Origin of the sequence: Shewanella ulleungensis (assembly GCF_014648315.1) — a bacterium.
Taxonomy (GTDB): domain Bacteria; phylum Pseudomonadota; class Gammaproteobacteria; order Enterobacterales; family Shewanellaceae; genus Shewanella; species Shewanella ulleungensis.
Window position 1 is genome coordinate 186,695 of record NZ_BMQW01000003.1, and the last position, 22,886, is coordinate 209,580.

The following is a 22,886-nucleotide window of genomic DNA, read 5'->3' on the forward strand; positions in this document are numbered from 1 at the left end:
ATCGGCTAGATTGCGTGGCTAAAGCATTAACATTAGCTACGGCTAACGTGGGTGATACTGCGCTTAAAAGCGATACGTTAAGTTAACTGAACCGTTTACTGGTGCGCCGTAATAGCCAACAGTCGCTAAACTGTTAATGTATTTTTCATCCGTAAGGTTATTAATGTTAGCTCTTAGACTAAGGTCTTCCGATACATCCCAGTTGGCAAAAGCATTAACGACTAGGTAGGCATCTTGCTCTACATTGTAATCAACATTTTTGGTTTTAGACTGCCACCGGCCGCCCAGTCCAACACTCACTTCTGGTAATTGTGGTAGGGTGTAATCCATCGAGAAGTTAACCACGTTCCGAGCAGCCCACTCGTTTGCTTTATCGCCATTTTCGTCTTCGACATCAAGCAAGGTATAACCAAATACTGCATTAAGGTTGTCTGTTACACGCCCGGTCACTTCAACTTCAAAGCCCTTTGATTCGACGTTGACACCTTCATAAAAGTAATTTCCATCTGCATTGAGGCCGGCGTAGCTTGCGAGGTTATTTTGCTCAGCACTAAATAACGCAAAGGTTGCCATTAAGTCGTTATCAAGCCATAAGGTTTTAAGTCCTAACTCATAGTTAACACCTTTGGTTGGCGCTAAAAAATACCCATCGTAATCATACTGCTCTTGTGGTTGGTAAATATCTGAATAACTGAAGTAAGTGTTGATATCATCTGTGATGCTGTAAACCACACCCGCATAAGGACTGAACTCGCTCTCATCGTTGTCGATATCAACGCCGCTATTCACACCTTCTCGGGTATATTTTATCGCATTAAAGCCAGCGACCACGAATAGGTTGTCATTGATATTAAGTTTAGTTGAACCATATGCTCGTAATAAACTGACATCAATATCTGAATATTCTACTTTATCATCCCATTCAGGCTCTGGGATTGCGTCAAGGGCATAAGGGAATGCTGGAGTGGCTCCAAATGCGGTTGTAGTAGCATAATCAAATGGGTATTGATACATGTACTTTTTGCTTTGAGAGCCGCTTACTCCCACAGTTATCTCGTGGTCTTGACCAAATAAGCTGTAATGCCCAAGTGTGGTAATGTCTAACATATCGGCTGAAAAGTCAGTGTCATAACGTCCAGGCCAACCGGTTAAACCTAAGCCCGTATCTTTGTCGATAGTGCCATAGGCGTAAAATAATTTGCTTTGGTCTTCTAAGCCTTGGTGGTTATAGGCAACTTTAAGATCCCAATCATTGGATAGCATGTAAGTGTATTCAACAAAGGCCGTGGTATTAATTGTGTCCCACATGGTCCATTCTTGGGTGGTCGTCGCACTAGTATCCCATTCGGCCTGGGTGCCGTCGGTATAATTAAAGACTAACCCACCCCAAGTATTGCCATCTGTATTAGCATCTTGATAAGAAAAGCCTAATGCGAGTGTTGAATTATCAGTTAATTGACCATCAACAACAGCGTAAATATAGCCGCGATCGTTTTCTAGACCATCTAGGTAAGACTCTTTGTCTTCGGCTACCGCAACAACTCTAGCAGCCCAGCTGCCGCTGTCTGTTAATAAAACAGAGTAATCTGCTTGTACCCGTTTGAAGTCATCTGAACCATATGAAACGCCAAGTTCACCTTGATTTTCGTTCGTAGGGCGTTTGCGCACATAATTAATTGTACCAGCAGAATTACCAATACCCGTGAGTAAGCCGTTTGCGCCACGTATCACTTCCACTTTTTCATAACCATAAGCCTCCATCGCCCCGGTCACAATGCCCCAATCATTAGGTAAACCGACGCCATCAATTTGGGTGCTTTTAATTTCAAAACCGCGAGAGGTATATTGCGTACGGTTGGTTTCCCATTCTTCGACATTAATACCGGTCGCCAGACGAAGGACGTCATTAAGGTTGTTAGCGGCAAAGTTAGTGATTTGCTCGTTGCTGACCACACTAATTGATTGAGGGGTTTCATCAATCTCCATGGTTAATCCGGTTGCACCTTGGCTAACGCGTTTATAGCGCACGCCTATAATTTGGATTTTTTCGATATTTTGGTCATTGTTGTCAGCATTTTGTTGCTCAGCTGCATGAGCGAGTGGTTGAACAAGAAAACCCATAGCCAAAACTAATGTTGAAAGTGCAAAGATTTTTTGAGATTGCATGGTTTGCCTTACCTAATTTTTTATGATGATTGTAATTAACAATGTGGCACAATGTTAAGATACAAGAATGGTATTGCTAATCATTATCATTTACAACCCTGTTTTGAAGTAAAAAACGCAAAACTTGATCTATAAATCATTATTTACAATTAATAATGGTTATCATTACATTCTTATTGAGATTAGTTCTCAATCTTATTATCATATGGGCAATATTAGCCTTTACCTAGGCAATGAACAGATTCGGAAGACAAATGGCAAAACTTAATAATCGATTTTGGTTTAGACTTCATGGCTGGTTTTCATTACCCGTGTGGATCATTTTTTGTTTTGTGTGCCTTACTGGGACCATTTCAGTCATCAGCCATGAGTTAACTTGGCTGACTAATCCTGAATCTCGTGCAAGTAATCCACAGGATGTTATAGAAAAACCGATGTCAGAACTGGTTGAAATTGTTCAACAGGCGCATCCAACGGCAAGTATTTCAACGGTAATGAGTTTTGAGCCTTATTTGGTTAATGCGGTTATTTTTACCGATAAGGATGTGCCGTTTGCTATTGCCTATGTCAACCAATATACAGGTGACATTCAGGAGATTAATCAAGGCATCACCTTCATTAATTTTATGCGGTCTTTGCATGGCTGGTTGCTGTTTCCTTGGCATAGTAATTACAGCGTGGGCTATTACATTGTTTGTGCAATGGCCATTGTGATGCTTGGCGCGCTCATTACTGGGCTGGTGGTGTATAAAAATTTCTGGCGGGCTTTTACTCAACCTAAATTACGTATTACTCAAGGCAAAAAAACACTGCTTGCAGATTTACATCGTTTAGCGGGTGTATGGTCGATGTGGTTTTTACTGCTGATGAGCATTACTGGTTTGTGGTATTTGGCACAAGCGATTATGTGGCACAATCACATCGAACTCGAAGAGCACGCACCGTTAATTGAAGTCAGTCAGGTGCCGATGTCGTCTAATGAGGCGCCGACGAGACCTTATACACTGTCTAATGCGTTACAAGTTGCTGAACAACAGTTCCCAGATTTTAAAAGCACCTATGTTATGCTGCCAGAACACCAAAGAGATACGTATAAAGTGTATGGTCAAGGCGATCATATTTTCTATGATCAGTATGCTTATGGTGTGACCGTTAATCCATGGAATGGCAAAGTTGAAAGTGAGCGTTCACCAGCGAAAATGACCACATTACAAACGCTATCGCATATTGCCGATCCGCTGCATTACGGCACAATTGGTGGGCTGTGGACAAAAGCGATTTGGTTTGTTTTTGGCATTTTTCTCACGGGGATGTCTATTACAGGCTTTTTAATGTGGGGAGGGCGCACTGTCAAAGCCGCTAAAGCTGATTTAGACGTGACCTCGGGTGTTAACTCGCACTTAGTTAAACAGGAGAGTCACTAATGGCCCGCATGCAAAACACGATTTGGAACCGTTACAAATATAAAATCAATGGCTTAATATTAGTGCTCGTTGGCTATTTTTTATATCAGTCTCTGTTTCCGGAATTTCCTGATGCGCTGCCCACTCAGGAGCTGGGTGCATTTGAAGTCACGCCAATTCCTTACAATGTAGATGCCCCATATCTGCATGATGGTACTTATACCAAAGACTTTTTACTCTTGTTCAGTAAAGGGCAGGTGAGTGCGATTCGCCAGGCATATTTAACCATTGGTATCGATCCTCTACCTTTGGCGACATTACAGTTAGGGGACGCAGGGATTTTACACGGTAGCCAACATGGACAAGAAGTGCATGCCATTGCGCCTGAAGTATTGCGTGCAGAGCATAAAGTCTGGTTAACGATTGAAGATTGGCAAGGCCAGCATCAGGTGACGAGCTGGGCTTTACCTGAGGTGTTATATTCACACCACTGATAACTAGCCTTGTGCTGTTGGGCGTTGTTTGCTGGTTGTTGGTATTTAACAATTGCCAGCAATAATGCCTCATTGTTAAATACCAAATGCCTTACGCTCAGATTCACACTCATATTCGGCCATTTCAAACTCACGGCAAATAAGTGGTCTCAGTTCGTAAATTGAACACATCATGGTGTCTCTGTCCAGGGCGGCGCACCAACCATCATCAAGGCGGCGCATCACTTCCCCGCCCCAATCATCTTTAGCAATATAGGCTTTAGGCACGCCGGTTTCGGTAATTAACATCACTTCTAATCGGCAGCAACATGCTTGACAGTTTGAGCAGGTTATCGGATTTTTTCTTGGCGTAATGGTGTCGATAGCACTGCCAGATTCAGGTGAAGCGCTAGGTGCTATATCGGTAAACTTGGCAATAAGATTTGAAGGCATTAAAGGCTGCGGTTAACTATTTTGGCTAAGGATACCGTATTGTTGGCAGGTTATCCTAATTGCCAATAACAAAATAACCATCAAACGATGTTTGATGGTTATGTCTAGACGCATAAATTAGAGTTTTACTACTTTCCCCGTTAGTGCGACACCTGCCATTAATGCGCCTGCACCACATTGAAACGTGTCATTACTGCTGGTGAGGTTGTGCTTGTAGTTTGATTTAATCTCAACCACCGCATTGCCGCCTTCTTTTATCGCACGATCTTTTAAAGCAATCATTGCCGATAAAAATACCCATTGGCATGCCTCTAAATCGGTTTTATTAAAGGCGTTGGTTTTTTTACTGGTGTTAAATTCACCCATTGTTTGCTGGGGTTCACCATAAGTTTGATCGCCAAAATAAAAACGGATACTGTCGCCAAGTTTGTTTTTAGCATGTTCTGTGCTCATGGCATCTGCGATCGCGTAATTGCCAATATCATCGCGGGCAAAGGCTGTTGCAGGGAGTAAACATAGTGCCAACATTATTGTTGCTAAGGTGTTTTTCAATTCTAATGTCCTTTTAGTGATTGTTGTTAAATTTAACCCTTAAGCCAAGCAAAATAACATTAAAAATCCTCTATGACACTTATCAAAAAGGATGATCTATTCGCGCTAAGAACACCTCCTAATAAGGGGGAGTATTTATTACTTTGTGTCATCTTCACCCCACAATCGCCAAGCTAAACCTGATGCTCGTGAGGTGGCTTGCTGGCAGGCTTTTTCAAATATGTTTGCGCTGCCTAGGCAATAAAAGTGATTTTTGGCGCGGGTGATGGCAGTGTATACCAACTCTTTGGTGAGTAGCTGCCATTGGGCGATGCTAGGGCGTGTGGGCAGCACAAAGCTGACTTTATCAAACTCGCTGCCCTGGCTTTTGTGAACTGTCATTGCATAACAGGTTTGGTGGCTTGGTAATCTGGCTGGCAACACTTTTAACAAGCTGCCATCGGCCATCACAAAATGGGCCATTAAGCGCTCTGGTTTATTGCGGTCTTGTAAAATTAAGCCAATGTCGCCATTAAATAATCCTAGGTTGTAATCATTGCTTTGAATAATGATTGGTCTGCCAAGATAAAACTCACCTTGAACATGGATTAACTTAGCTTGTTTTAAGCTTTCTGTCACAGCAATGTTGATGCCTTCAACGCCATATTCACCGGCGCGCATGGCACATAAAATACGGTATTGGTTAAAGCTGTCGATAATGGTTTGCTCGCTGTGCGGCAACACAATTGGTGCATTTTTCTCTGGATCTGTGTGTTGTTCGCGGTCAGTTTGTCGCTGAGAGTAAGCCAAAATCGCCTGTTGATTGGCGTTGACTTGCTGTAAGTACTCTCCATAAGCCTGTACCGATAACGCCAGTAACTGCTGCTTACCTGTATTTTCACCTTGGGCATTTTGTTGGTGTTCATACCAATTCAGCTCAGCGTGTTGTTGGCGCCATACTTGACGGATAGCGGCTACGTTGGCCTGATTGACGGCATTTGCTAATAAGCCAATTCCGGCATCACCTTTAAAACGATGACTGTGCATTAACATGCATAAGCTGTCGCCGATTTTCGGCTGGGGGTGAATAAACTGACTCACATCTTGCTCTGTAAGTTTGCCAATTTTCTGAGCTTGAGCTTGGCTGTAACGCATTGACCATGGCGAAGAAGAGGGCGATGAAAAATTGTCTTGTCCATGCTTTAAACCAATGCAAATGTCGGCTAATACCGCGCCAGCCTCAACTGAGGCGAGCTGGTCCTGATCGCCCAGTAAAATCAATCTGCCATGGGCGGGTAATGCGCTGAGTAGTTTGTACATCATAGGTAAGTCGACCATTGAGGCTTCGTCGACCACTAATAAGTCGAGCCGTAATGGATTATCTTGATGATGCCTAAATTGATGCGAGTTAGGAATTACCCCTAAGAGCCTGTGCAGTGTTGAGGCTTCTTCTGGGATGTTGGTGAGCGCTTCAATTAGCACTGCTGCAATGCTTTGGTCGGCTAATTGGGTCAGCTCCTTGTGCAAACGCTGTTTTGAAGCTTTAATCGATTCACTTAATCGTGCCGCCGCTTTACCGGTTGGCGCCACTAAGCGAATGGTTAAACTAGATTGGGTAAGCAGTAGCAATAATAACTTGGTTACCGTGGTGGTTTTACCTGTGCCCGGACCGCCAGTGATCACCGCTAATGCGTTGATGAGCGCGGTGGCAGTGGCGATTTTTTGCCAATCGATAGTGGCAGAATTATCCGTCTGTCCATCGGCAAACAAACTGTCGATAAGCTTTGGCAATTGGCTTTGGTTGAAATCAATACTAATTTGCTGACTGGCAAGCTGGATCAACTTATTGGCGACTTGTGTTTCAAAAAAGTGGTATTTATTAAGGTATAAACGGCCATGCTCTAAAATTAATGGCTTATTGTCACCGGGCAAACCGACAGCATCAAACTGACTGATTTGTTCAATCAGTTGGCTATGGTTTAGGTTGATTTGGCAATTAATTTGGGCATATTTGTGGCTGTCTTCTGCCATTGGATTAGCTAAATTAATTTGATCAATAACCAAACAACTATGCTGATTAGACAGTTGCTGACTTAATAACGCACACACTAATAAAAATAGCGATGTTGAATTATTATCTTGTATTAATTGCTGCTGAAAGCTTGCGGACTCGGCTTGTGTGTTTTGCATTGAGGCGTTAACTGATGGCTGCGTTGGCATCGACTCAATACTGGCAAGTTCAAGAGCAAAATGGCGGTCAAGCGGGGTTAATAAGCGCTGTTGTTGCCATTGTTTAAGTAATAAATCGATAGGTTGGCTGAGCATTAGCATGTTGGCGTCTCCAAAACAGCGTGAGTCGCATCGCCATTAAATAGGCTGTCGAGTTGCTCAATTAACGCTTGTGGTGGTTTGTCAAAAAACACGCCGCTGCCAGGGTGTTCTGGGCTCATGCCGCGTAAAAATAAGTAATAGCAGCCGCCCAGGTGTTGCTGGTAATCATAACCGGGTAAGCGTAAACGTAAATAACGATGCAATGCCAGAGTATACAAGATGTACTGCAAGTTATAGCGGTGGCTATTAATGGCTTGTGCCATGGCGCTTTCGCTATAGTCGCTAAATTTATCGCCAAGGTGGTTAGACTTATAATCGGCAATGTAATAGCGGCCCTGGTGTTCAAACGTTAAATCGATAAAGCCTTTTAGCATGCCTTGCAAGGTGTCAAAGTCGAGTCCGGCGACATAGCCGTGTTGCTGTAAAATGTGGTTGAGTTGCTGCGCTTGTAAGGTCGAAATCGGCAGATAAAACTCCATTTCTACACTGGTTTGTTTGGACGGCAACTGTATTAGGCTAATGGCATCTGAGTCATTGTGAACTGATTGATGCTTGCCTAACGGTGTGGCTAAAATATGCTCATACCACTGCATCAATGGCTCAAACCATAACGTTTCATCGAAGCCGTATTGCTTCATGGCTTTTTGCAGCGCGCCGGCAAGTTCGGTGTCTGCTTGGGTAAAATCAAACAGCTCTAACACTAAATGCATAAAGCTACCGGCATTAGCACCTCGCTCAAAGTTAAAGCGGTCAAGTTGTGGCTCAAGGAGTTCATCATCTTGTAACTGCAATCGCTGTAGCTCATCGCTAAAGTCTTCATCATCAGCGCCCGGGGCGACGCGTTCATGGGGCAAGTGTTTCACTAGGCCCGAGTAACTGCCGACTCGCCAGGCTAAACTTGGCTTACGTGTAACCGCTTTAGCGCTTAAATGAACATCGTTGTTATCAGTGCTGGTTAGTGCTGATGTGTCGATGGTATCGGTAATTTGGCTTACACTGATGGCATCAATAGTGGCTATTTTGTCGACTTGCGCTTTGATTAAACTAAATTCGGTGTGTTTATCGACAATCCCCAATAAATAGCCTATTCCAGTTTCATGCAATTGACTGCTTATGCCCGCTTTGAGCTTGCGACTTTGATTAGCAATGTATAAATAGCACACATAAATTGGCCGGGTTAAGGCAACGTATAATAAGCGTAAATCTTCGGCGAGGGTTTCTTGTTTAAGCTGTTCCCAACCTTCGTCGGTAGCGTCTATGTCCCACACTAATTGCTCACCTTGGTGATACAACATCGGTGATGGGCGTCGGCTGTTGTTTCTAGCGAGGCTAATAAATGGCACAAAACACACAGGGTATTCAAGCCCCTTACTTTTGTGAATTGTCACAATTTGCACCAGGTTTTGTTCACTCTCTAGGCGTAACTGTTGCTCATCGCCGCCTTGAGTATCTATAAGTTGTTGCTCATACCAATTGATTAAGGCGCTACTGCCATCAAGCTCGGTGGCTTTTTGCTGCAGTAATTCGGCTAAATGCCTAAAGTCGGTAAGGCGGCGCTCGCCAGAACCTTTACTGTTTGTTGCCGTGTCAGTGTCGTCAATATCGTTAATGTGCTCGCTTTTAAGTTGCTCTGCTTGCGACAGGTAGCGATGAATTAATTGAGTTTCGCTGGCAAAGTTAAGCAGCGCTGGCATCACGCCGCGTGTTAACCATAGATCGTGCCAGTGAATAAATTGATTGAGCACTTGTTGGCGCTGTTCTTCATCCTGATTAAATTGATGAATTTGTAATGCGCTGTAGCCGACTAACTCGGTGGCTAGGGCTGCACGAATGGCTCGCTCATCTTTTGGGGTGGCGAGTGCGTACAATAGTAGCGCCATTTCACGTGCTTCTAGAGTGTTAAACACACTGTCACGACTTAAAAATACCGCACCAATTTTACGGGCTGACAACTCAGCTTTCATCACTGCGGCTTCGTTGCGATCACGCACCAACACGGCAATGTGTTTCGCAATGAGCGGTTCGCCTTGTGGCTGCGCTTTACTGTTAATGGTGCACAAGCCTTGCTGCGCTTCGGTTAATAAGCGTTTTATTTCACTGGCTACATCGGCGGCAAGTCTCTGTCTGGCGGTGGCTTTATTTAAGCCAAGCTCACTGTCTTCGGCGAGCAATTTAATCCGTAATGCGCTGAGATCTGTATTGGCCTCTATTAATAACTTATGAGCTGAAGCTGGTGGCGTATTGACTTGATCATAAGGAATTTCATCGCTAATAAACGGATTGCTGTGCTGGCTAAATAATTGATTGACGCCGTTTACTAATTTGGTCGATGAGCGATAGTTTGTCTCTAAATTATAGTGCGCTTGTGTTTGTTGGCGGGCCGCAATGTAGGTGTAAATATCGGCGCCGCGAAAAGCATAAATTGCTTGTTTAGGGTCGCCAATCATTAACAAACTGAGTTTGCCTGTTTGCTGCTTGTTTGAATCAGCTTGCTCAGGGCTGTTTGCTTCAACCTGCTCAAGGCTGTTTGTTTCAATTGGCTCAGGGCTGTTCTCTGCCACAAGGTCAAGCTGAGAGGCCAGTGGTTGCTGGTAGACCTGGTTAAAAATAGTAAATTGCAGCGGGTCGGTATCTTGGAATTCGTCAATTAATGCGACTGGAAATCGCTTGGCGATTGCCTGGCCCAAGGTGTACGGATTTTGGCTTAATGCCATGGCTAAGCTGAGTAACAAATCGTCGGGTGTCATTAAATTGCGCTGCTGCTTTTGCCCTGCAAAACGCTGGCGGATCCCTTCGCGAGCTCGCACTAAAAATGAAGGAATTAATTGATTTATTAGCCCGAGTAAATTGTCGATGTGGTCAAGTAGTGGAGCTTCTGCACTGCTGGGTAGCACACCGCCTTTATTCAGCTTAAGTTCTGATAAGGCAATTTGCTCTAGGGCTTTAATTGGTGGTAAACCCTGGCCGAATGTTGCCCAGTTACTGATGTCATCAAATACCTTGGCAAGTTTGGGGTAGCCATCGCTTGCTTTACCAAAGCGTTGGCCATTGAGTGGCAGTTTATGCAGTAATGCTAAGGTTTGCTCCTGCTGAGATTTCCACAATAAGCTAAAGCGATTTAGGCTCACGCTCAAATCTGAACTGAGTTTATCAAATGCCATTGGCTGATTTGATAATTGGGCTTGGCTGGCGCCAAGCAACGGACGTAAACTGTGTGCCAGCGCATCGGGTTCGGCATATTTATCGCTAATGGCTTCTGCTAAAAATGGTGGCAACGGATAGCAGACTTCACGCCAAAAATCGCGCACTGCGTGATGTAAAAACTCGCTGTCATCAAGGGTAAACTCTGACTCAAACAGCAGTGAGGATTCAAATGCCATGTCGGATAAAATACGCTGACAAAAACCATGAATGGTAAAAATGGCGGCTTCGTCTAACGATTTTAAGGCTAAATCTAGGCGGCGCAGCGCGATAGGGCGCTCATCTTCTGTAATGTCTTGGTATAACTGCTCAATAAACGGATCGTCAATCGGCAACCCTAAAAAACGTTTAAATGCCAAGTTGATACGTTTACGGATCCTGTCACGCAGTTCTTCTGTTGCAGCATTGGTAAAGGTTACTACCAAAATTTGCTCACAGCTCAGTGGTGTATAGCCACCATGGCCAAGTAATAAGCGTAAATACAAGCCTGATATGGTGTAGGTTTTACCGGTACCTGCGCTGGCCTCAATTAAGCTTGAGCCTGCAAAAGGTAGAGTCAGGGCGTTTAACGGGATGACTTTATTATCGCTTGTCGCTAACGTCATTCTTGAGTTCCAGAAGTGTTCGGTGCAATCGGTTTTACAACGTTAGTGATGGCGCTTTCAGAGACAAAGCTTTCAAGTTCTGCCAGTTTATCTTTGTGATACAGACTTATCATAGGCTGTAATAAATGTTCTACCAGTTGGCCAAAATGCTCTTGACTAAAATCATCTGGAAAAGTGAATAAACGCTGATTGTGCGGATCAAAGGCTTCGCCAAATTGTGTTTGGCCATCGTCCCATTTCGCTTCGGCTTTAAGCAGTTTATCTTCATGCTCACCTTCAGCTTCTGCATAGGCAAAGGCGGTTTTAGGCATAAAGCACAATGGCTGGCGCTGGCCTTGAATAAAGCACACAATAAAACGCTTAAGTTGTTCGCGGGCTTGCTCGGCAGTAATGGGAGCAAAAGCATGAAAATGTCCAATGTCGAGTAAATAACTATAGCCTTGTTTAGCTTTATATTGCGCTGTTGGTACAACTTGATCTGCCATGGCATTAAGGCATAAGTGACGTAAATGCACTCTAATAAAGTCGCGGCCATGTGCGGTGCCTGGCCGGTAGTTAACTAAGCCTTTTGGCAAGATATCGTCTATGCGGCCAACCAAATTAACCCGAATATTGGGGTTTTCATCTTCAGTGAGTAAATCAAAATTTAGGTCGACATTCACAGTGTGCATGGGTTGCTCGTCTTGTAAAAACTGCACCCGGTTAATTAATGGCACGATGTCGCGTTGATATTGCGCTAACAAAATATTATCAAACGGTGCCATGGGGAGTTCGCCACTGGCTTTGAGCCGATTGATAAGTGCCTCGTTTGGTACGCTCAGTTTATTATCTATGGCGTTATCTATCATCGATAATTGCAATATAAAGCGCTCTAATGCATTGAGGCTAAAAGGCTCATCGTTATCGTCTGCTTGAATATCTAATGATAAATCCACCTTCAAACTGCGATTGAAAAAGAATTGAGCCGGATTTCGGTAAAAGCGGATTAGTGATGACAGCTCTAATTCGACCACTTTAATGCCTAGGTTATCAGTATGTGTATGGGCAAACACTTCATCAGCTTGTTCGGTCGATAACGGCAATGGCTGATAAAAAAATGGCATACTAATCATTCCTTGTTTAGCGGGTGGACACCACTGTGCATTATAGCTTTGTTGCAATGGATTATTTTCGCGGTTGGCGCGAAATAATTTAGCATCAAACGGTTGTAATGGTTGTGCTTGAATGAGTTGCTGTAACACTAGACTGTCAGCGTCATCATTACTGACCTTACGGCCATTTTTAAGCTGATCTTTAAGCATTGATGGTATGTAGCTTAACTGACAATATTCAATTAATTCAGACACCAGCATCGAGGCAATACGTTCAGCATTGTCGCGTTCGCTGTGGCCTATATAGCTGATGTACAATTGCTGCCTGGCGGATAGCAGCGCTTCTAAAAATAAGTATCTGTCGTCTAAACGTCGAGAACGGTCACCTTTTTTAGGGCCAAAGTGGGCCATTAAATCAAAGCCGACAGGGTGCTGCACTCGAGGATATACGCCATCGTTCATACCTAATAAGCATACAACATTAAATGGAATTGAGCGCATTGGCATCAAGGTACAAAAGTTAATGCTGCCGGCAAGATAGCGTTGGCCAACACGAGACTCTGTAAGGCGTTGATTAAACCATTGCTTTAACACTTCAATATTGACCTGGCCTTGGTGTCCTGCACTTTCAAGCTCTGTTTCTAGCACCACCAAGGCGTCGCGTATCGCTTGAATTTGTTCGCGTTCGTCATCATTGGTGTCGTAACAGTCGGCCAATAATTGCTGTAATTGGACCAAACGTTGTTGGGTGCTAAAGTCGCCGGCAAATAAGCTGTAGTAGGTGTCGATAGTTTCTAAAAAGTTAAGCAGTTTACCTAACGCTTGCGAAGACTGACCTTCAATACCTTGTACGGTTAAGGTGTCTCGATATATTTCGGCCTGGTCATTAAACGCATAACCTAGCATTAAGCGTTTAATGCCAAATGCCCAAGAGTTTTGTGCGAAGGGGGCTACACCTAATTGGCTGCGTGTATCTTGATCGCGTCCCCAACGAACATTGGCTTCGTCTAACCAACGTCGGATCAGTGACAGCTCGTCATCATCGAGATCGAAACGACGTAAAATAGCCGGAACTTCTAAAATACTGATAATTTCAGTTAAGCCAAAGCGGCTTTGATTGATATTAAGCAGGGTTAAAAAGCTATTAATCAATGGTGACTCTTGCGCTGCGCCGCGATCGGCAATGGCGTAGGGCAGGTAATAGTCGCCTTTTTGTGGATTGGTGTCGGCAAAGTATTGGCTATTTGCTGTGCCAAATACGGCGTCGATAAACGGCGCATATGCCGCGACATCTGGCATCATCACCACAATATCTTTAGGGCGTAAATTGCTGTCGTTAGATAACAGCTCGAGCAAATGATCGTGCAGTGTTTCGACTTCTCTTAAGGCACTGTGACAACTGCGTAGCGTAATAGAATTGTCGTTAATGTGCAGTTCTCGTCTGGCGCCTAAGTCCTGATAAATATCAGCATCTGGCCCTAATGGTTGCCCGAGGGTTTCCATTTGTAAAATGTCGTACTGTACGCCATGCAATAGGTTGTCTGGTGTGGGTTCAACATAACAATCGTAACCAAAGTCGGTGTGCTCGGGCGGTAAACTGAGCATTAAATCGAGTAATTCGCGGCCCATCTGACCGTTATTTGCCAGTAATGGATTACCGACTTCTAGCTTGTCTTCCCAGCCCTGGTCGAGTTGTTTTTTATTCGCGTATTGCAATGCCATTCGAGCCCTGGCTTTGGGCTCAATTATGTCGCCCCAATAATGCTGACAGGGGCTTAGGGATAACATGATCACGTCTATTCTTGAGGCTAAATGGTAAAGCACCTCAAGGGTTTGTGGTGGCATGGATGAAATACCAAACACATATAAGCGTTCGGGTAGCATGGATAAATCTGTGGCGGGGTTTATCAATGCTGCCAGCAAATCGGCGTGTAAATTAGCTCGATGATAATGGCTAGCTTGTAGCTGGTGGCGATTATAATCGACCAGTGCGCGCCACAATATAGGTTGCCAGCGTTGATTGTCATCGAGTTTAAGTTGGCTATTCATTTCGCTGAGCGGTAAGTTTTGCTCCCAGGCGAGAATCCACTCAGGGCGATAAACTAAATATTGGTCAAAAATATCGGCAATGCGACCACATAATTGAAATAACTTAATTGCCTCGTGGGCGGTGTCGTTTGTTTGCAGCGTATGGGTATTTTTGCAGGTATCTTCAGGTGCACTTGTTATATCATCATCGTGCTCGACGGTTATCGTATCGTTCAGGTTATTTTCTGGTGAGATTTGCGGACTTAAATATTGTTTTAATGGGCTAAAGTCGCTGTTGTCTAACAAATTTGGCAATAAATCCATTAGTTTCCAGGTCATTGCCGCTTTAGTAAACGCGTTATCTTTTGGTACATTAGGCAGTAAGTCATGGCATAACTGCCAGGTAAAACTAGATGGCAGCGGAAAGGTCAGTGCCGCCGCAATACCATTGTGTTTAGCCACTTCTAACCGTAACCAGGTCGACATACCGGGACTTTGCACCAGAATATGTTCACCGCTCAATACACTCAGGTTATCGGAGCGAATAGCCAGCAGTTTTGCTAGTTGCTGCGACAACACTTCCATTTGATTTGATTGAATTAAGGTAAGCATGAGCCACTCGCTGATTCGACATTAATTCATTCTATGGACTCTAAAGTATTTCATCAATCAAAACTGTGCTTATTAATAATATAGCCTGCTGTTTGGTGAACTAATGCGCATTGTTTTACTCAGCCGCAGTAGCCCTAAACTCCCTATAATTAACCTACTGAGTATTAACTGCGAAACAGGCGGATACGTAACCTGCGATACAATCGCATAAATTGTTGTTTCTGTAGTTGGCTTTGTTCTGGCGTCAACGGTTGGTATTTTAGTGCCATAAAGATCTGGCTGAATGCGCTAAAGTCGGCGGCTAAACGCGGATGTTTGTCGCTGAGGTTAGTTAGCACATAATTGGCATAATCTTGCGGGGCTTGTCCTTGTTGACGCGGAAATCCTTTTTTAGCTAAACGCTGACACAAAATCTGGTAGCGTTTATTTAATGGATCTTGTTGGACGTTTTGACTAAACAAGCCAGCATAATAACCAATCACTAAGGCGATAATAATAAAGCTGAAAATCATCATTAAAGCAATTTTACTGCTGGTGACTTCGCCAAGCAATTTTGATAATACTTGTTGTTTACGGTCTTCATCAAAGCCCAGTACCCATACACTCCAATAGTAATCTAGGCTAGAGAGTTGCTGGCGTAACTCGTTTAGCCAAGGATATTGCTTCATTCTTAATGAGCTAAAAGGACTGTCTTGTAAGTAGCTACTTTGGCTGTCAAATGTGGCGTCAAAGCCATCTAAAATCCGCTGTGGTGCAATCATTGCGGTAGGGTCAAAACGCTGCCAGCCTTGGCCTTCTAGCCACACTTCTGTCCAAGCATGAGCCATGTATTGATAAATACTGTAATAGCCAGCTTGAGGGTTATATTCGCCGCCTTGATAACCCGTCACCATGCGCGCTGGTAGGCCGCTCGCGCGGGCCATAAATACCAATGCAGAGGCGTAATGCGCGCAAAATCCGGCGCGATTTTCAAATAAAAAATCATCTATTTGTTGCTCGCCCACTGTTGGTGGGCTCAATGTGTAGTAATAAGCTTGCTCGGCAAAGTAATTCATCATCGCGTTCATTCGAGCTTGTGGCTCTGGGTATTGTTGAGCAAATTTCTGCGCTAAAGCTTGGGTTTTAAGATTACTGTTTGGTGGCAATGTTAAATTCAACTTTTTGGTATTGTCTTTTAACGTTAACTCCATGACATTATCTGGATAAGAGGTAACTCGATAGCTCATACGTTGATCGACTGGTCTCAGAGAATATAAGCGGTAGTCTGGCAACTCAACGATTTGGTTATTGTCGCTAAAGGCTTCATCTAGTCCGTAAAGCCATTTTTGATGGCTAGGCTCGCTGATCACCACGTATTCAATTTTGCGGTTTTGACCCGTAATTTCAGCTTTATCTCGTTGCGGCTTTTGAAAATAGGCTTGGCGCTGTATGTTTTTTATACTCGGGTCTTGGCGCCAGGTTTTGCCGTCATAGTTTTCCATTACTAAGGTTCGCCAGTACAAATCTTGGTTGGCAGGGCCTATGGTTGTGCCGTCTGGATTGTCAAAACCGACTCTAAAGGCCAACTCTGCTGATCGGGTGAGTTTATTAATATCGCCAAAGGACATTTCATCAGATAAACCTGTGGTAGCCGACTTCATATTTGGCACCATCCACAATGGGCCTAAACGTGGAAATACGATAAACAATAATATGGCTAATGGTAGGCTGTGAAGCACCAATTTAACGCTAAAACCTAGGTTGGCAATTTTGTTAGATTTGTCTTGATATACGCTGATCAAAATACCGGTGTTAATGACTACCACGGCTAATAAGTGCAGGGTGTTTAGCATACCTTGTTGGTCGAGCAAGGTTAAAGCAATTAAGAAATAGCCAACTAATACAATAGCTTTTACATCTCGTTGTTCACGCATTTCGATGTATTTAAGGGCATACCCTAAAATCAGTAAGTTTACTAATGCGTTCAGTAAACCGATTTCAGAGGATACTAAGGCGAGGGTCGTTGCCGCGCCAATTGCCAATGATGTCACTAATAGTTTTGGCGGTGCTGCAACTTTACCCAGGTAGATACCGACTCGCCATACAAAACAAATAGCACAGATGCCGATGCTCCATAGTGTGGCTTGCTGATACAGTGGACTTAATACAGCGACATTGGTGACTAATAACCAAAACAGGGTGTTACGGCTGATGATGGCGTCAAAGTTATCTTTCATTATGTCGCCTCTGCACCTGCGTTAACCGAACTTGGGGTAAAGTCGGGATTGATGCTGGGGTAAGCTTGATAGGTTGCTATTGCTGTTTGGCAGGCAATACGATGCGCTTCACCTGTATGTTGGTTTATCACAGTTTGTCCAAGTAGGAGGCCAAAGATTTGCTGTTTTTGACTGAGTTTATCAACTTGCCAGGCTAAACGACTGAGTTGTTGCTCAATATCTTTGCCATTAGTATTGGCCAACGTTAACCACACGGGCAAGCCTTCTGGCTCTGCAAATTCTTTTGATAACATGCCTTTGTCTTGCGCCCATTGTTTCCAGGCTACTTGCTTAAGTGACTCTCCCGGGACATAAGCACGTAGGCCTTTATAATCATCCACCCCGGGGCGTAATTTTCCGTGTTCATATTGACTGTCGCTGTCACTGACTTGGCTAGAGAGCACAATGTCACTGGCTTCGGGTTTTGCAAAAATCACATGATGTATATCAAGGTCGACATACGACCAAGCGCGACATAATCCTAACGGAAAATTGGATGATACTTTAATACGCCCGGGATTTAAGTAACCGCGTTTAGGGTGCTCGAAGGGCACGGTCGCTACGGATTGTTGCTCCATGTGTTTTAAGCGCACATGACGCTGGTGTTTAAACTGCAAACAGATTTGTTGATGAGTGGTATCTTTATGCTTGTTGCGTGCATTGCCTGTCAGCATGATGGGAAAAGGACTGCTATCGCCTGCATAGGCAATAGGCGGACTCATAGCATTAAAGCTAAGCCCTGCAAGGTTCTTGTAGCTGTAAATAATGCAGGTGTGAAACACACTGGCTAATAATAAACTTAAGCCAATGACTAAATTATTTTGATAGTTTGTGCCAAACAGATACAGCAACACAATCAGCCCCATCCAAAACAAACCAAAGCCGCTGGGTAAAATAAAAATACTTCTATGGCTTAAGGTGATGTACTTTTGCGGTGGTAAACGCGTAGTAAGCCAACGGTCCCAGCGTTTTGTTACCGATATGGGAATAGCACGCTGCCACCATGATGGCTTGCTATTACTAGGTTGATTGTTGCTGGCGTTAAGTTTGCTCATGTTAACTGTTGACCCTTGTCGTTAACGGATGGGGTTAACGCTGGCAAGGATAGTGTCAGACAAAGCCTGCCCTTGAAACTGACTGCTGCTTCGTATTCGATGCTCGGCGACTGAGGCAAATACCGCTTGAATGTCTTCTGGTACCACATATTGACGCTGATTAATAAACGCCCATGCTTTTGCGGCTTGCAATAGCGCAATACTTGCTCGGGGCGATAAACCGCTGGCAACATCGTGCTGGCGTGAAAAATCGACTAAGGCGATAAGGTAATTCAGTACCGCATCAGACGCCGACACTTGTGCTACTTGTTGTTGAAGTAATAACAACTCTTGAGGGGTAATGCACTGAGCTAACTGCGCTTGTTTGGTCGCTTGAGTGTGAGTTTTTAACATCGCCAATTCTGCTTCATGACTTGGATACCCAATCGAAATACGCATCATAAAGCGATCTAACTGTGATTCTGGCAGCGGGAATGTACCTGCTTGATCTAGCGGGTTTTGGGTGGCAATAACAAAAAACGGTGAGCTTAAATGATGAGTAATGCCATCGATAGTGATTTGTTGCTCAGCCATGGCTTCAAGCAAGGCGCTTTGGGTTTTAGGGCTGGCACGGTTAATTTCATCAGCGAGTAGCATTTGATTAAATACCGGCCCTTTATGAAACACAAACTGTTGCTGTTCCTTACTGTAAATTGACACTCCAAGAATGTCTGCTGGCAGCATGTCGCTGGTAAACTGGATACGTTGATAGCTCATGCCTAAACTGCTGGCAATGCCTTGTGACAAGCTAGTTTTACCCATGCCAGGAAGATCTTCGATCAGTAAGTGACCTTTAGCGAGAATACAGGCAACCGCCAACTTTATTTGAGCCGGTTTCCCTAATAGTACCCGGCCTAGTTGCGATATTAAGGTTTCGATTGTTAATTGCGACACGAACGCTCCCAGTATGTTAACCCCTTAATTGAGGTTGTTGCTAAATGGTGGTTATAGATTGATGACCCCAAGGCTCATAAATCTATAACGTTACCCTGAGAGCGTATCTAAAGCTAGTATCGATAGCTCAACTCATTGCTGCTAAACATGCTGTCGTTTGATTGACCATTTTGTTGGAAAATCATTCGATAACTCAATACGGCTTGCACATACTCTCGGGTTTCGGTGTACGGAATCGTTTCAATAAATGTCATGGCATCTAAAGAACCGTTTGATGCTCGTAACCAACGGCGCACGCTACCAGGACCGGCGTTATATGCGGCCGTGGCCAGTACTCGGTTGTTGTTAAATTGCTTGAGCAGTTCGCTGTAATAAGCGCTACCCAGCATAATATTTACTTTAGGATCGTATAAGTCTTTTACGTCTTTATAGGCAATTTTGTTCTTTTGTGCGGTTTGTTTTGCTGTTGCTGGCATTAATTGCATTAAGCCACGTGCGCCCACTCCCGAAGTTGCATAAGGATAAAAGGCACTTTCGCGGCGTGATATCGCTCTAATTTCATCGATATTCACGTTATATTTTTTACTGGCTTTAACAAATTCATCATTGGCTGCCAGCGGAAAGCGCAGCGCTAATGAGTCCCAAAGCTTACCTTGAATGCTCGACTCAACACTAAAGCCATGCCAGCCTTGCTGCAGTGCAAATAGTCCATACTGTGCAGTAAGCTCGCTATTGTGGCGGCGCATTAAATAAACCCACTCATTACGGGCATCAATACGTTTGTCTAGCGCCATTAACTCAATCACACGAGCTAAGCCTTTATCTTGGTCTAGCTGTTTTTGCAGCTCAGGGTTTGGTGCTAGGTTGTCGTTGTTCATCGACAACGGGTTGCCTAAAGCTTCTGCAGCACTAAAACCATAAAAGTTGCGTTGGCCACTTAATGCCGATTGCAACTCAGTAGCTTTAGTTTTGTCTTTTCTTGCAGTCATTTTTGCTTGCCAATACATCCAGCGCGGATTGGCTTTTCCTGTATCACTTAATAGCGCTAAATATTTATTGAGCGTGGTGTAATCAAGTTCACGCAGCGCCCAGCGCATACGCATCTCATATAAGTCATCAGAGTCTAATAGTGGTAGCATGTTGTCGATATGATTAACCAACTTTGCGTCTTGCTTGATTAAGGCTCTGCGCACTAAATAACGATTTAATTGGCCACTTTCGGCATCGTTAAAACGGTGAGCTTTTTGATATTTAACATAGAGTTTAATGGCTTGATGTAAATCTCTTTGAGCCAACTTACGTAAACCAGCATCAACAATATCGCCGACAATTGGTTTTGAGCTGGCAAATTTATTCATGTGGCGCAGGGTATTAGGATCTCGATACACAGACATAAGCAATTTAGCTTCATTACTGTGGGTGGTCACTTTTTGCGATAAATAACTTAATAAACTGCTTTGTCCGGAATGAAAGCTCAGTAGCAAACGTTGCCAAATGACCTCTTGAGTGCGATAACCTGCTTTGGTCCATTTATCAAATACTGGGTCGCATTCATTTGGTCTTGAATAACCATACACCCACAAACGTTCAATGCCTTGGTATGCCATGTCTTTGTTGCCCGCATCAAGTTGGGCTTGGTAGTAATAGCATTGTAGGCGAATATCATTTGGGGTATTTGGTGATATCACCAAAAAATCCTGCCAACGCTGCTTTTTACCTGCATTTAACAAGTATCGATAACGGGCATTGTTATACAGCGGCGTGGTATCAAATTGATTAATGGCATTAAGAGCTGTATTGCCAGGCGATTGGACTATTTGATCAATAGTAGCGTGGTAATCAAGGTAAACTGTTAGCGGATAATCGGCTAATTGCTTGCGTAAGATTTGATACTGCCCCAGCTGTTTTTTATCCAGAGCTTTACGCGCATCAAGATAGGTTTGCTGTTGTTGTGTTAGCGCGTTGGCCTGGCTGATAAAAGCCAAAGGCGAGGCCAAAATCAACAAGCCTGTGAATAAAGTGTTAGCCAAAGTGTTACGCATTTAAATGAGAGTCTCCGCCTCAATACATCGTTTGCGATAATAATATATACGGTTTACTTACGTGAAAGTCTGACTATTACGTGTATTGATTAAATAAAGATTAATCTACTCGTTAATCGCAATATTTATTGTATCGGTTGTGCTTATTAAATTGATTGTTCAGCAGCTGTTTCTACCGACTCATCTAATGCTTTGTTGAGCAGTTGTCGGTCAATTTGCTTACTGGTATCAACGCCAAGTTGCTGCATAAAATGTGCTTGTCTGATTAAGTTACCTTTACCTGACGACAATTTTGCCATCGCACTTTGGTAGCTTTTGTCGGCACCTTCTAATGCACGGCCGAGTTTTTCCATATCTTCTAAATAGCCACAGAGCTTGTCGTAAATTCGGCTGGCTTGTTTTGCAATATTTTGTGCATTTTGGTTTTGATATTCGTAGCGCCAAATGTTGTTAATGGTGCGAAGCGCCACCAATAAGTTTGTTGGGCTAACTAACATAATATTATGTTCTAACGCAAAGTTAACCAGACTTGGATCGTATTCAATGGCTAACAAAAAAGCAGGTTCGATAGGAATAAACATCAACACATAATCAAGGCTCTTAAGCCCATGCAGTTTATGATAATCCTTTTGGCTCAAGCCTTTAATATGCTGTCTAATTGATAGAGCATGTTCTTTGATGGCTTGTTCGCGAATGTCTTTGTCTTCGCTATTAAAATATCGCTCGTAACTTACAAGCGACATTTTAGCGTCAATCACCACATCTTTTTGTTCGGGTAAGTGAACGATAACATCCGGTTTGAAACGCTTACCGTTGTCGTCTTTTAAATCTTGCTGGATGTGGTATTCGTGGCTCTCACGTAAGCCGCTCTCTTGCAATACGCGTTCTAAAATGACTTCGCCCCAATTGCCTTGCTGCTTATTATCACCCTTTAATGCTTTGGTGAGATTAATGGCATCTTGGCTCATTTTCATATTGAGCTCACGCAAATGATCTAACTGATGCTTTAACGCACTGCGTTCAGATTGCTCATGAGTATATGACTCTTGGATTTGTTGCCTAAAACCTTCAAGTTGTTGTTTCAGCGGCCCAAGAACGCCGTCCATTTGCGAGACATTTTGTTGCTTAAAATTTTCGCTTCGCTCATCAAAAATACGGTTAGCCAAGTTTTCAAATTGTAGCTTAAGTCGCTCCTCGGCTGACTCCAACAAGACGATTTTGTCTTCTAATGATTTTTGTTCGGCTTCGGCTTTAACCAATATTGTTTGCTGTACAGCGTTTGATTTAGCAAGATTAAGTTGAGATTCCATCAGGCGGTGCTGAGTGTCAGTTAATTGTTGCTCAACAGTGTAAACACGATCTGCTTTAGTTTCGGCGGTAGAAAGCTGTGAAATTAAACTTTCGATTTTATTTTGCAAGTGATTACTATGATCTATTTTGTCATCGAGCGTATCTTGCAACCTAGCCAATTCAGCATGAGCCTCGTTCACTAACGTGAGATTTTCTTGTTCGTGTTGAAGCTTAAGTTGCTCCCAACGTTTACGAGTTAACCGTTGATTGATGAGTGCACCAATTAAAAAGGCAAGGAACGCAACCGCAATCAGCGCTGCAATTTGTGGAGGAGTTAACGACACAGCAAAAGGCATAACAAAAACCGATAGAAAATAATGGCTAAGGGTCGCACGGCTAATAACTGCCTGCAAGAGG

At 43.6% G+C, this 22,886-nt stretch carries 13 protein-coding genes; 2 read left to right on the plus strand and 11 right to left on the minus strand.

What is annotated here, in order from left to right; genetic code table 11:
• Positions 1–63 precede the first annotated feature (63 nt).
• On the minus strand, positions 64–2,166 hold the full coding sequence (locus IEY40_RS07600) for a TonB-dependent siderophore receptor (RefSeq protein ID WP_188954861.1): 2,103 nt from the start codon (positions 2,164–2,166) through the stop codon (positions 64–66).
• A gap of 254 nt (positions 2,167–2,420) precedes the next feature.
• Here IEY40_RS07600 and IEY40_RS07605 point away from each other — a divergent pair, with 254 nt between their 5' ends.
• Positions 2,421–3,590, plus strand: coding sequence for a PepSY-associated TM helix domain-containing protein (locus IEY40_RS07605; RefSeq protein ID WP_188954863.1), 1,170 nt, complete (start codon positions 2,421–2,423; stop codon positions 3,588–3,590).
• Positions 3,590–4,063, plus strand: a complete 474-nt coding sequence (locus IEY40_RS07610; protein WP_188954865.1) for a PA2404 family protein — start codon at positions 3,590–3,592, stop codon at positions 4,061–4,063. Before IEY40_RS07605 ends, IEY40_RS07610 begins: the two co-directional genes overlap by 1 nt.
• A 75-nt stretch (positions 4,064–4,138) precedes the next feature.
• On the opposite strand, the gene IEY40_RS07615 is transcribed toward IEY40_RS07610, so the two are convergent.
• The 10 genes from IEY40_RS07615 to rmuC all read right to left on the minus strand — a co-directional run bounded on the left by IEY40_RS07615 (position 4,139) and on the right by rmuC (position 22,825).
• On the minus strand, positions 4,139–4,495 hold the full coding sequence (locus tag IEY40_RS07615; RefSeq protein ID WP_188954867.1) for a YkgJ family cysteine cluster protein: 357 nt from the start codon (positions 4,493–4,495) through the stop codon (positions 4,139–4,141).
• A 117-nt stretch (positions 4,496–4,612) separates the two neighbouring features.
• On the minus strand, positions 4,613–5,047 hold the full coding sequence (locus IEY40_RS07620; RefSeq protein ID WP_229777046.1) for an excinuclease: 435 nt from the start codon (positions 5,045–5,047) through the stop codon (positions 4,613–4,615).
• Between the two features lie 138 nt (positions 5,048–5,185).
• Positions 5,186–7,357, minus strand: coding sequence for an exodeoxyribonuclease V subunit alpha (recD, locus tag IEY40_RS07625; RefSeq protein WP_188954869.1), 2,172 nt, complete (start codon positions 7,355–7,357; stop codon positions 5,186–5,188).
• Positions 7,351–11,163 carry a UvrD-helicase domain-containing protein gene (locus IEY40_RS07630; RefSeq protein ID WP_188954871.1) on the minus strand — a complete coding sequence of 1,271 codons (3,813 nt, stop codon included), beginning with the start codon at positions 11,161–11,163 and terminating at the stop codon, positions 7,351–7,353. The genes recD and IEY40_RS07630 overlap by 7 nt, the downstream gene beginning before the upstream one ends.
• Entirely contained in the window at positions 11,160–14,894 is a 3,735-nt protein-coding gene (recC, locus tag IEY40_RS07635) for an exodeoxyribonuclease V subunit gamma (RefSeq protein ID WP_188954873.1), read from the minus strand. The genes IEY40_RS07630 and recC overlap by 4 nt, the downstream gene beginning before the upstream one ends.
• A gap of 164 nt (positions 14,895–15,058) precedes the next feature.
• The gene (locus IEY40_RS07640) at positions 15,059–17,110 is read right to left on the minus strand and encodes a transglutaminase TgpA family protein (RefSeq protein WP_188954875.1); all 2,052 of its coding nucleotides are present in this window, start codon (positions 17,108–17,110) and stop codon (positions 15,059–15,061) included.
• A complete protein-coding gene (locus tag IEY40_RS07645; RefSeq protein ID WP_188954876.1) occupies positions 17,110–18,204 on the minus strand; it encodes a DUF58 domain-containing protein in 1,095 nt (364 codons plus the stop codon). The genes IEY40_RS07640 and IEY40_RS07645 overlap by 1 nt, the downstream gene beginning before the upstream one ends.
• Positions 18,205–18,225: 21 nt before the next feature.
• The gene (locus IEY40_RS07650) at positions 18,226–19,137 is read right to left on the minus strand and encodes an AAA family ATPase (protein WP_188954878.1); all 912 of its coding nucleotides are present in this window, start codon (positions 19,135–19,137) and stop codon (positions 18,226–18,228) included.
• Between the two features lie 113 nt (positions 19,138–19,250).
• Positions 19,251–21,179, minus strand: a complete 1,929-nt coding sequence (locus tag IEY40_RS07655) for a transglycosylase SLT domain-containing protein (RefSeq protein WP_188954880.1) — start codon at positions 21,177–21,179, stop codon at positions 19,251–19,253.
• Between the two features lie 146 nt (positions 21,180–21,325).
• On the minus strand, positions 21,326–22,825 hold the full coding sequence (rmuC, locus tag IEY40_RS07660) for a DNA recombination protein RmuC (protein WP_188954882.1): 1,500 nt from the start codon (positions 22,823–22,825) through the stop codon (positions 21,326–21,328).
• Between the last annotated feature and the right edge of the window lie 61 nt (positions 22,826–22,886).